Raw genomic sequence first — 11,603 nt, forward strand, 5'->3', positions numbered from 1 at the left:
TCAGAGCCCCGTGTCGGCGTCGTCGTCCTTCTTCGCCTCGGCCTCGGGGCTGCTGTCCTCGTCCTCGACGGGGATCATGAACATGTTGATGATCTTCAGGTCGCTCTCGCTCCACGGCCGGGTCTTGCCCGACATGATGTCGACCGCGACGTTGACCGTGTCGACCACCGCGACAACGCGGTGCTGGGCGTTGCGGATGATCTGCCGCATCTTGAACGACTTCTCGCCGACCTCGTACATGAAGGATTCGACGACGACCGCCACCTCACTGGAGGACAGTGACTTGCGGAAGTCGATCGACGCCCACCGGACGACGAACGCCGGGACGGCGATGTCGATCTCGGTGACGATCTCCCGGACGAACTCGATCCGCGCATCCTGGGAGAATTCCAGGTAGGCGGCGTTGTTGGCGTGCTGGAACTGGTCGAAGTCCGACCACCGCAGGTTGATCCGGGTGCTGTGGAACCGGGTCCCGGTCGCCTCGTTGTCCACCAGTGCCATGTGCGCGCTCTCCTCCATCCCGGCGACAGTCAGCCGCCGATCAACTGATTTTGTTCTACTAACACATCAGTCTATCGCGTGAGGCGACGGTGCGTTACGCGGGTCGGCCGTGCGGCGTCGGCACCGAGCCGCTCGACCTTGTTCTTCTCGTAGTCCTCGAAGTTGCCCTCGAACCAGAACCACTGCCCTTCGGCGATGTTGCCCTCCCACGCCAGGATGTGGGTACAGGTGCGGTCGAGGAACCAGCGGTCGTGCGAGATGACCACAGCGCAGCCCGGGAACTTCTGCAGCGCGTTCTCCAGGCTGGACAGCGTCTCGACGTCCAGGTCGTTGGTCGGCTCATCCAGCAGGATCAGGTTGCCGCCCTTCTTCAGGGTCAGCGCGAGGTTCAGGCGGTTGCGCTCACCGCCGGACAGCACCTTCGCCGGCTTCTGCTGGTCGCCGCCCTTGAACCCGAAGGCGGACAGGTAGGCACGCGACGGCATTTCATTCTGGCCGACGTGAATGTAGTCCAGCCCGTCGGAGACGACCTGCCACACCGTGGACTCCGGGTCGATGTTCTCGCGGTTCTGGTCGACGTAGCTGATGTCGACGGTCTTGCCGACGGTGACCTCACCGGAATCCGGCTCCTCGAGGCCGACGATGGTCTTGAACAGCGTCGACTTGCCGACACCGTTCGGGCCGATGACGCCCACGATGCCGTTGCGCGGCAGGGTGAACGACAGGTCCTTGATGAGGACGCGGCCGTCGAAGCCCTTGGTGAGGTTCTTCACCTCGACGACCTGGTTGCCCAGGCGCGGCGGGGTCGGGATCTGGATCTCCTCGAAGTCGAGCTTCTTGTACTGCTCGGCCTCCTCGACCATCTCCTCATAGCGCTGCAGGCGGGCCTTGTTCTTCGCCTGCCGGGCCTTCGCACCGGACCGGACCCACGCCAGCTCCTCCTTGAGGCGCTTCTGCAGCTTCTGGTCCTTCTTGCCGGCGACCTCGAGGCGCTCGGCCTTGGTCTCCAGGTAGGTGGAGTAGTTGCCCTCGTAGGGGTACAGCTTGCCGCGGTCGACCTCACAGATCCACTCGGCGACGTGGTCGAGGAAGTAGCGGTCGTGGGTGACGGCGAGGACGGCACCCGGGTAGTTCTTCAGGTGGTTCTCCAGCCACAGCACGCTCTCGGCGTCCAGGTGGTTGGTGGGCTCGTCGAGCAGCAGCAGGTCCGGCTCGCTGAGCAGCAGCTTGGCCATGGCCACGCGGCGACGCTCACCACCGGACAGGTGGGTGACCATCTCCTCGGACGGCGGGCAGCGCAGGGCGTCCATCGCCTGCTCGATCTTGGAGTCCAGCTCCCAGGCGTCGGCGGCGTCGATCTTCTCCTGGAGTTCGGTCATCTCCTCCATGAGCTCGTCGGTGTAGTTGGTCGCCATCTCCTCGGCGATCTCCTCGTACCGCTTCTTCACGTCCATGATCTCGCCGAGGCCTTCCTCGACGTTGCCGCGGACGGTCTTCTCCTCGTTGAGCGGCGGCTCCTGCAGCAGGATGCCGACGGTGGCACCCGGGTCGAGGAAGGCCTCACCGTTGGACGGCTGGTCGATGCCCGCCATGATCTTCAGCAGTGAGGACTTACCGGCGCCGTTGGGCCCGACGACACCGATCTTCGCCCCCGGGTAGAAGGCCATGGTGACGTTGTCGAGGACGACCTTCTCACCGTGTGCCTTGCGAACGTTCTTCATCGTGTAGATGAACTCGGCCAATGTGTTTCCTCCGGTTAGCGCGGCGCTCGTCAGCTGGTCAGCTGCGCCGGCGACGTTGACTGCGACCGGCTGTGCAATGGTCACAGCCCGTTCTGTGTACTTCTCGGTCCGGTTGACGAGCCTACCTCACCGGCGCGGTTCCGCGACCACGCAGCCGGACGCCACCACCCGGGGCCGCGCCGTACCCCGTCAACTCGAGCAGGAATCCCACGGACAGGGTGTCCCGGGACGGTCCCTGCTCGAGTTCACGGACGCCACGGCTCTTTCCGGTAGATCGGGTGCCAGGCGAAGACGGCGTCGCCTTGCGCGTCCGGCAGCGCCCCCGGGCTACGGCTGATCCGCGGCAGGACGCATCGGCGGAGGTCGGAGGTGACGTACTCCTCCGCCCGGTAGATGCAGAACTCGGTGTAGTGCCGCACCAGCCAGCCGAGATGGGTGGCCTCATTGTCCTTCCACACCTGCTTGACGAAACTCTGCGGCGTCGTCTCCGCACCACCGACGGCGTGGAAGGTGAAACTGTCGATCTCCACCGCCACCTTCGCCTCGGGGATCAGCAGGTCGTAACAGTAGTTGCCGAGCATCCTGTTGGTCAGCACGGTCACCGGAAGATCCGACAGGGCGTCCCGGACGAGGCGGAACGCCACCTGCTCAAGCCTGCTGGCGGTACCGGTCGGCGTCGACGCGAGCAGTTCCCGCGCCCGCTGCCGGCCCGTGACCAGTGCCGCCAGGTCACGTTCGAGCACATCGTGGGCTCCGATCCCGGCGTACGCCCCGGTGAGGAAGTCGCTGTGCCCGGCGGAGGACGCCGCGTCCATCACCGCCTGCAGCGGACTGACCACCGTCAGCCCGTCGCGGGCACGGAGACGCCCCGGGACGCCGGACCGGACGTGGGCCTCGGTGGTCCGCCGGCCGGGGCCGGGGTGCCGCGCCTCCACCGGCCACCCGACAGGCCGGTCCGCGTAGAGGTCCATCGCGGTCTGACCGGTGAAGACCAGGTCACGGACCTCATGCAGTGCCCGCAGTCTGAGCCGGTCGGTGGGTGCCACGGTGCTGTAGATCCCCCGCGCCACCCGGAACAGTTCGCCGCGGCGGACCGCGGTCTCCAACCGGCCGGGAGACATCCGGGCCAGAAGGTCGGCCCGCGTGAGGAACATGGGATCCGTCATGTCGCTCCGCCGTCAACTCGAGCAGGAATCCCACGGAGAGGGTGTCCCGGACCGATCCCTGCTCGAGTTCACGGACGCCACGGCTCAGAACGGTTGATCCGACCCGTCCCCGACCGAGGCGTACTCCCGCTCCGGCCCGGTACCCCCGGCAGCGTCCCCGGCCGTCTCCCGGGCCCCCTCCCCGGCGTCCCCGGTTGCCTCCCCACCACCGCTTTCGGCCACGGCGCGGAAACCGCCCAGGTTTTCCGCCTCTGCCGGCGGCTCCTCCCCGTCCGCCGTCGTGTCCTTCACCCGGCCGCGCAACGACCAGCTCGACGGTGAATGGCTCAGGTCCAGCCCGACGTTGCCGGCGGTGACCCGCCAGATCGTCTCCTTGAGCGGCTTGCCGTCCTGCCCGGTCCGCGCACCGTTCTCCGGCGTGTAGGTGTACGAGGTCATCCGACCGGCGATGACCAGCGGCGCCCCCTTCACCACCGACTGCATCACGTGGTCGCCCAGCTTCCCCCAGCACTGGACGTCGATGAACAGCGTGCCCCCGTCCCGCCATTCCCCGTTGTCGTTCCACCGCGGGGTGGACGCCATCCGGAACGTCACCAGTCTCGCGACGGACGGATGGCGGACGGGATGGGTCGCGGCGAATCCGGTCATCGTCACGGACATCTGTTGTGTGGCCATGGTCAGCCCCCTCCCCCGGGGACATCCCCGGGAATGCTCCCCCGGTGGCCGGTGAGGTCGGTCCCCACCTCGTGTCCCCGGAGTGCACACCATCGTCACCCGGTCATTTTCCCCGGTCAACAATCGCCGGGGACCCTGTGGACGACACGCCCGGAAACCGGCCGTCAGTTATCCACAGGCCCGTCGCCGCCCTGGTCACCGGGGGCATGGCGTTGGCGTCCGCGCGATTCGCGTTTCGCCTTATCGGTGTGGACATAGCCCTGCACGTCGTCGGCACGGTACTCCGAACCGTAGTAGGCCTCCGCCTGGTCGTCGTGCCCGTCGCGCAGACCGGCGAGCATGGCGTTGTAGGCGGCGAGTTCGGCGTCCCCGTCGCGCTCGGCCTTGCGGTCGAAGCGCCGCTGCTCCTTACGGTCCTGCCGGGCCCACTGGACGCCGTGCATGAGGCTGACGAGGATCAGCGGGATCTCCGACAGGCCCCAGGCGATCGCACCACCGGTGTGCTGCTGCTCCAGCAGGTCGATGTCGAACGGCAGGTGCAGCGACAGGTAGTAGTTCTCCGCCACCGGGGTGGCCATCTGCATCATCGCGATACCGAACCAGGCGTGGAAGGCCATCGCCGCCAACGTCATGAGAAGTTTCATGAACGGGCTGAGCTGGCGTGGGGCGGCGTCCACCCCGATCGCCACCCAGTAGAACAGGTAGCCGGAGATGAGGAAGTGGATGATCATGAACACGTGCCCGGCGTGCTCACTCGCCAGATCGTTGAACAGGTTGGACAGGTACAGCCCGTAGAACCCGATGACGAACTGCGCCGCGGCCACCACCGGGTTGGTGAGGAACCGGGAGACCGGGTTGTTGATGAACACCACCAGCCACTCGCGCGGCCCGGTCACCCCGTTCTTCCCCGCCGGGGGCAGTGCCCGCAGCAGCAGGGTCATCGGGCCACCGAGCACCCAGAACACCGGGATGACCATGGTCAACGCCATGTGCTGCAGCATGTGCGGGGCGAACATCGCCATCGAGTACATGCCCAGCCCGGAGCAGGTCACGAAGGCCAGGGTGAGGTTGCCCAGCGTCCACCAGATCACCCGGCTGACCGGCCACTCCACCCCACGGCGTCGCAGCACCTGCCACGCCCACAGGTACACGGCCTCGAGGAGGATCGCGCCGGTGCCGAAGATGAGGTCGAAGCGCCAGTTCGTCAGCACCGCCTTCGCCGAGAACGGTTCGGTGATGTCGAAGCCCATGATGAGTTCGGCGGGGGTGATGTCCGCGCTGAAGTTCACCGGCGGGGGGATGCGGGACAGGGAGACCGCCACGCCGACGGTCGCGGCCATGATGAGCAGTTCGACGATGGCCAGCCGCACGAACGGCCGCTTCCACCACACCGCCATCCCGGTCTCACCGTTCTCCTCCGCCTCGAGCTGGGGGATGGTGGCCCGGCGGTGGACCCAGCCGAAGGCGGCGAGCACGATCGTCAGCAGCGCCTTGAGCGCGACAATCCGGCCGTAGTCGGTGGTGAACCATTCGGAGAAGCTCAGCCGGATCGCCGCGTTGATCAGACCGGAGATCGCGACACCGGCGATGCAGATCAGGGCGAGCCACGAGTACCGGCGGACGATCTCCGCCAGGTGCGGACCGCGCCGGGCGGCGTGGGCGATGAGCGCGGCCAGTCCGCCGATCCACAGTGCGGCGAGGATGATGTGCCACAGCAGCGAGTTCACGCCGTAGTCGTGGTTGCCGCCGGACGCCGAGTGGCCTTCCAGGGCGATCGGCACCAGGGACGCGACGGCGAAAACGAGGAACACCGGCTGCCAGATCCACCGCCGGGTAAACAGGGACAGCAGGCCACCGATCCCCGCGATGATCGCCACCCACAGCACCGACTTGGCGGTGGAGACCTGGCTGATCGCGGTGCCCCACATGTCGGGGGCGAGCGTGTCCTTCAGCGGCGAGCCGGAGACGTCCGACAGGTACAGCGGGACGAGCAGCAGTGCGCACACCGCCCAGGCGAGCGTGCACCATGTGCCGGTGCGGGCGGCCCGGAACCCGTCGAGGTCGAGGTAGCCGTCCTTGCGCGCCGGAGTGCCGAAGGCGCTCATGAGGAACCCGCCGATGCCCAGACAGGCGAAGACGGTGCCCGCCGAGCGGACCAGCGGCACACCCCAGCTGGTGGCCGGCCCCGGATCGGGGATGCCGAGAGCGGCGAGGGACTTGCCCAGGAAGGAGACGCCGATGACCGAGCCGACGAGGGCGGCGACGACGGCGGCGAGGATCCAGAGGCCGACCGGATGACCGAGGGTGCGCGGGGCCGGCCGGCGGGACGCCGGATCGGGGGCGGGAGTCGGGGTCCCGTCGGGATGTGGTTGGGAATCAGATTCACCGGGTGCTGCAACAGCGTCGGACATACCCCGGACACTACTAGCGTCGTGCGCGGTCACCGATTCTCCGGACCGTCTGCGTGGCCGCTCTCACATGTGGGCTAATATGTCGCCCGTACGCCTCCGTAGCTCAGTGGATGAGAGCATCCGGTTTCTACCCGGCTGGTCGCGGGTTCGAATCCTGCCGGGGGCACCATCCGACCTCACCGTCCGGTGAGGTCCGCCAGGCGCACCGGCGGCGGCTGATGCCAGCGGTGCGCCTCGGCCACTGCCGCGCGCTGGGCCGCAGCCTTCGCTGCCGCCCTCCCGCCGGCCTCCCCGAGCTCTTTCTCGAAGGCGAGGTGGGCGATCGCCTCGGGGTCGGCGTCCAGATCGAACAATGCGGTGTACCCCAGCGACAGGTACAGCCCCACCGCCTCGGGCTGCCGCGGCCCGGTCGACAGGTAGATGCGCCGGTACCCGCGCGCGGCGGCGGCGTCCTCCAGGGCGGTCATCACCGTGCGGGACAGTCCCTGACGGCGGTGGTCCGGGGAGGTCCACACCCGCTTGATCTCGGCGGTCTCGTCGTCGAGGTACATGAAACCACCCCCGGCGATGGTCTCCCCGTCCCGCCTGACCAGCAGCAGCGTGCCGGTGGGCGCCTCGAAGACCAGGGGCGGGAACAGGTCGATCTCCTCGGGCTCCCCCTCCTGCTTCGGGAAGCCGTCATAGTCGGCGTAGCGGGTGGCGTACTCCCCGCCGAGTGCCGCGACGAGCGGCGCCGCCTCCGTGGAGTCCAGGGCGGCGACGATGATGCTGTCTGTCATGCCGGACACGATAGCGGGTACGGTCCGGCGCGCCCGGGAGGCGGTAGCCTTGGCGGATGCCGCCGGGCCGGGCCCGGTCCGCCACCCCTACCCCACCGACTCAGGAGTCCGTGTTGTTCCGACGTAAGTCCCCTGCCCTGCCCGCCCCCGGGCCCGACCGGGTCGCCGTGGTGACCGGGGCGTCCTCCGGGATCGGCCAGGCGGTCGCCCTCGAGCTGGGACGCCGCGGCCACAACCTCCTGCTCGTCGCCCGCACCACCGGGCCGATGGAGCAGCTGCGTGACCGGCTGGCGGCGGAAGGCCACCGGGTGACCGTGACGATCCGGTCGTGCGACCTCGCCGACGCGACCGCCCGCGCGGCTCTCATCGCCGAGCTGGAGACGCTGGACGTCAACATCCTCGTCAACTCCGCCGGGGTGGCGACCTTCGGCGAGTTCCGGAAGCTCGACCCGGCCTATGAGCGCACCCAGTTCGAGCTCAACGCCACCGCGGTCTTCGAGCTCACCGCCGCCGTCCTGCCCGGCATGGTCGACAGCGGGGACGCCGGGATCGTCAACGTCGGGTCCGTCGCCGGCAATGCGCCGATCCCGAACAACGCGACCTATGTCGGCACGAAGGCCATGGTGAACACCTTCACCGAGGCACTGCACTACGAGCTGAAGGGCACCGGGGTGCGCTGCACGCTGCTGGCGCCGGGTCCAGTGCGTGAGGAGGTCAAGGCGGACGCGGAGCGTACCATCGTGGACCGGGCCACCCCGGATTTCGTGTGGACGACCTATCCGGACTGCGCGACCGAGACGCTGGACGCCCTGGCGGCGAACCGGCTGCGGGTCGTCCCCGGCGGTCTGTCGAAGGTCGCCGATGTGCTGTCCACGTACCTGCCGCGACGGATCACCGCCCCGCTGATGGGGAAGGCGTACGCGCGGATGGCCGAAGACTAGAGAAAGCTGACTGCAATGACACCGAACCAGATCGCCAAGAATGACCGCCTCGTGTGGGCCGACTGTGAGATGACCGGGCTGGACACCTCCCGGCACGTCCTCGTGGAGATCGCCGTCGTCGTCACGGACGCCGACCTGAAGCCCCTCGACGAGGGCATCGACATCGTCATCCACGCCTCCGAGGCAGAGCTGGCGGAGATGGACGAGGTCGTGGTGAAGATGCACGGTTCCTCGGGGCTGACCGACGAGATCCGCGCCTCGTCGGTGACGGTCGCCGAGGCCGAGCGTCAGGTCGTGGACTACATCAAGCGGTTCGTCGAGGTCGCCGGGGCGGCGCCGCTGTGCGGCAACTCGATCGCCAGTGACCGCAAGTTCATCGCGAAGTACATGCCGGAGCTGGACAGCTACCTGCACTACCGGATGATCGACGTCTCCTCGATCAAGGAGCTGGCCCGCCGCTGGTACCCGCGGGTCTACAGCGGCCAGCCGCAGAAGGGTCTGGCGCACCGGGCGCTCGCCGACATCCGTGAGTCCATCCGGGAGCTCGACTACTACCGGCGTGCCGTGTTCGTGGCCGCCCCCGGCCCGGACGCCGACGAGGTGCAGACCGCCGCGGACGCCGCCACCGAGGCCACGCCGATTTAGCCCTGTTCAGACCGCTGTTTTGGCAGGAATGACAGGAGTGGTCTACAGTAAATCGCGCTGCATACGAGCGGCGATGGTGGCTGTAGTTCAGTTGGTAGAGCACCAGGTTGTGATCCTGGGTGTCGCGAGTTCGAGTCTCGTCAGCCACCCCGACTGAGAACCCCGGCTCCGATCTTCGATCGGCGCCGGGGTTCTCGCATGCGCGCACCGGGCACGACTGGGGGTTAATGGTCAAAATGTGTGTCTTCTACCGGCGTGTCACCGGCTGACCCGGCCGGAGTTGTCCCGAGCTGACCCGATTCTGCGTTTCCGGTCCGACGGAACTGACCGATCCGGGTCAACTCAGGGCAACTCGGGGCAACTCGGGGACATCGCGCCACGGCCCGCACAATTGGTCAGTATCTGATGTATAGTCATTGTATGCTGACCATTGAGTCCCGTCTCGACGTGATGCACCGGCTCGGCCGCGCCATGTCCGACCCCAGCCGGTCCCGCATCCTCCTCCACCTGCTCGACGGACCGGGCTACCCCGCCCAACTCGCCCGGGATCTGGACCTCTCCCGCACCAACGTCTCCAACCACCTCGCCTGCCTGCGCGGCTGCGGCATCGTCGTCGCCGTCCCGGAAGGCCGCCGCACCCGCTACGAGATCGCCGACCCGCACCTCACCAGGGCCCTGCACTCCCTGGTCGAGGTCGTCCTCGCCGTCGACGAAGGGGACGCCTGCACCAGTGAGGACTGCGACGTCCCGGGCTGCTGCGCGGACTGCGGATCGACGGACGCCTCATGAGCGACGCCTGCTGCGGCCCTGCCGTGGCGACCGACCGGTCCGACGATGACGCCGACCACGCCGACCCCACCCCCTGGTACCGCGACCGGTCCCTCGCCCTACCCGTGGCGTCCGGCGTGTTCTGGGTCGTCGGTCTCATCCTCGCCCTGACCGGCGCCGATCTCCCCGCCATCATCGTCTACGCCCTCGGCCTCGCCGCCGGTGGTGCGACCTTCGTCCCCGGGACACTGCGGCAACTCGTGCGGCAGAAAGGGCGCGACCGGCTCGGCGTCGGACTGCTGATGACGATCGCCGCCGTCGGTGCGGTCCTGCTCGGTCACGTCGGCGAAGCCGCCGCCCTGGCCTTCCTGTTCTCCATCGCCGAGGCCCTGGAGGACCGGGCGATGGACCGGGCGAGGAACAGCCTGCGCGCCCTGCTCGACCTCATGCCGGAGACCGCGCGCGTCCGCTGCCCGGACGGCTGTTTCGACCCGGTCCCCGCCGCCGACGTGCGCCGCGGCGATGTGCTGCAGCTCGGTGCCGGGGAACGTCTCGCCACCGACGGCACCGTCCTCACCGGCCACTCGTCGCTGGACACCTCGGCGGTCACCGGCGAATCCGTCCCGGTCGAGGTCGCCCCCGGCGACACGGCCCTCGCCGGATCGGTGAACACCTCCGGGACACTCACCGTCGAGGCCACCGCCGACGGCCGAGACAACTCCCTGACCCGCATCGTCAGCCTCGTCGAACAGGCGCAGGCCCGCAAGGGCGTCCGCGCCCGGCTGGCCGACCGGGTCGCCCGGCCCCTGGTCCCGGCCGTGCTCGTCGTCGCCGCACTCACCGCGGTGCTCGGCTGCCTGTTCGGCAACCCCGAGGTGTGGATCGACCGGGCACTCGTGGTCCTCGTCGCGGCGTCCCCGTGCGCGATGGCCATCGCCGTGCCGGTGACCGTGATCTCCGCGATCGGGGCGGCGAGCAGACTCGGCGTGGCGGTCACCTCCGGCGCGGCCTTCGAGGAACTGGGGACGATCCGCACCGTCTGCCTCGACAAGACCGGCACGCTGACCCGCAATGAACCCCGCGTGGTGGAAGTCCGCACAGCCCGCGGGGTCGACGGGGCGCAGGTGCTGGCGTCCGCCGCCGCACTGGAGATGTCCAGTACACACCCGCTGGCCGCCGCGGTCATCACGGCGGCCACCGACGTCCCGGACGCCACGGATGTCGCCGAAACCGCCGGTCGCGGTCTCACCGGCACCGTCGCCGGACGCCACGTCCGCGTCGGCGGTGACCGCTGGATCGACCCCGGCGACCTCGCGCAGGACGCCGCGGAGCTCGCCGGACTGGGCATGTCCCTTATCGTCGTCGAGGTCGACGGGGCGGTCACCGGGGTGATCGGGGTCCGTGACGAACTGCGTCCCGAAGCCGCCGAGGCGGTCGCTGACCTGCACGGTCAGGGTATCGCCACGGTCATGCTCACCGGGGACAACGGCCGTACCGCGGCGGCGTTGGCGGCACAGGCCGGCATCGACGAGGTGCACGCCGGGCTCAGGCCGGAGGACAAGGAACGCTACGTGCGCGACGCGGCGTCCCGCACCCCGACGGCGATGATCGGCGACGGTATCAACGACACCCCCGCCCTGGCCTCCGCCACCGTGGGTATCGCGATCGGCACGGGCGGCTCCGCGGCGGCGGTGGATTCCGCCGACGTCACCTTCACCGGAGCGGATCTGCGCCTGATCCCCGCCGCCCTGGCCCATGCCCGGCGTGGGCGCCGCATCATGACCGCCAACATGGCCCTGGCGCTGCTGATCATCGTGGTGCTGTGTCCGCTGGCGCTCACCGGAGTGCTCGGCCTGGCGGCGGTGGTGCTGGTCCATGAGTCCGCCGAGGTCGTGGTCATCGCCAACGGGCTGCGGGCCGCGCGCACCGCCGGGTTGACCGTCTGACGGTGGTTCGGACGGCGTGAACCACCCCT

The 11,603-nt window shown here is 68.8% G+C and carries 10 protein-coding genes and 2 tRNA genes; 6 read left to right on the plus strand and 6 right to left on the minus strand.

Going from position 1 to position 11,603, the window contains the following annotated elements:
• The 5 genes from FSW06_RS05760 to FSW06_RS05780 all read right to left on the minus strand — a co-directional run bounded on the left by FSW06_RS05760 (position 1) and on the right by FSW06_RS05780 (position 6,495).
• Positions 1-519 carry an acyl-CoA thioesterase gene (locus FSW06_RS05760; protein WP_238526004.1) on the minus strand — a complete coding sequence of 173 codons (519 nt, stop codon included), beginning with the start codon at positions 517-519 and terminating at the stop codon, positions 1-3.
• Positions 520-572: 53 nt separating this feature from the next.
• Positions 573-2,243, minus strand: a complete 1,671-nt coding sequence (gene ettA / locus FSW06_RS05765; protein ID WP_010121833.1) for an energy-dependent translational throttle protein EttA — start codon at positions 2,241-2,243, stop codon at positions 573-575.
• A gap of 245 nt (positions 2,244-2,488) precedes the next feature.
• Entirely contained in the window at positions 2,489-3,409 is a 921-nt protein-coding gene (locus tag FSW06_RS05770; protein ID WP_010121834.1) for a type IV toxin-antitoxin system AbiEi family antitoxin domain-containing protein, read from the minus strand.
• A gap of 84 nt (positions 3,410-3,493) precedes the next feature.
• A complete protein-coding gene (locus tag FSW06_RS05775; RefSeq protein ID WP_029450022.1) occupies positions 3,494-4,084 on the minus strand; it encodes a single-stranded DNA-binding protein in 591 nt (196 codons plus the stop codon).
• Positions 4,085-4,248: 164 nt separating this feature from the next.
• Positions 4,249-6,495: a bifunctional copper resistance protein CopD/cytochrome c oxidase assembly protein gene (locus FSW06_RS05780; RefSeq protein WP_010121836.1), complete on the minus strand. Its 2,247-nt coding sequence runs from the start codon at positions 6,493-6,495 to the stop codon at positions 4,249-4,251.
• A 92-nt stretch (positions 6,496-6,587) separates the two neighbouring features.
• Here FSW06_RS05780 and FSW06_RS05785 point away from each other — a divergent pair.
• A tRNA-Arg gene (locus FSW06_RS05785) sits at positions 6,588-6,664 on the plus strand.
• 7 nt (positions 6,665-6,671) lie between these two features.
• Here FSW06_RS05785 and FSW06_RS05790 read toward each other — a convergent pair.
• Positions 6,672-7,274, minus strand: coding sequence for a GNAT family N-acetyltransferase (locus FSW06_RS05790; protein ID WP_050802024.1), 603 nt, complete (start codon positions 7,272-7,274; stop codon positions 6,672-6,674).
• 113 nt (positions 7,275-7,387) lie between these two features.
• Between FSW06_RS05790 and cmrA the strand changes: the two genes are divergently transcribed.
• From cmrA to FSW06_RS05815, 5 genes are all read left to right on the plus strand, one after another.
• On the plus strand, positions 7,388-8,215 hold the full coding sequence (gene cmrA / locus FSW06_RS05795) for a mycolate reductase (protein ID WP_010121839.1): 828 nt from the start codon (positions 7,388-7,390) through the stop codon (positions 8,213-8,215).
• A gap of 15 nt (positions 8,216-8,230) precedes the next feature.
• On the plus strand, positions 8,231-8,860 hold the full coding sequence (gene orn / locus FSW06_RS05800; RefSeq protein WP_010121841.1) for an oligoribonuclease: 630 nt from the start codon (positions 8,231-8,233) through the stop codon (positions 8,858-8,860).
• Between the two features lie 76 nt (positions 8,861-8,936).
• Positions 8,937-9,009, plus strand: a tRNA-His gene (locus tag FSW06_RS05805).
• A gap of 271 nt (positions 9,010-9,280) precedes the next feature.
• On the plus strand, positions 9,281-9,649 hold the full coding sequence (gene cmtR, locus FSW06_RS05810) for a Cd(II)/Pb(II)-sensing metalloregulatory transcriptional regulator CmtR (protein ID WP_010121842.1): 369 nt from the start codon (positions 9,281-9,283) through the stop codon (positions 9,647-9,649).
• The gene (locus FSW06_RS05815; RefSeq protein ID WP_040430722.1) at positions 9,646-11,574 is read left to right on the plus strand and encodes a heavy metal translocating P-type ATPase; all 1,929 of its coding nucleotides are present in this window, start codon (positions 9,646-9,648) and stop codon (positions 11,572-11,574) included. The genes cmtR and FSW06_RS05815 overlap by 4 nt, the downstream gene beginning before the upstream one ends.
• Positions 11,575-11,603: the final 29 nt, after the last annotated feature.

It is taken from the genome of Corynebacterium nuruki S6-4 (genome assembly GCF_007970465.1).
In the GTDB taxonomy this organism is placed as follows: domain Bacteria; phylum Actinomycetota; class Actinomycetes; order Mycobacteriales; family Mycobacteriaceae; genus Corynebacterium; species Corynebacterium nuruki.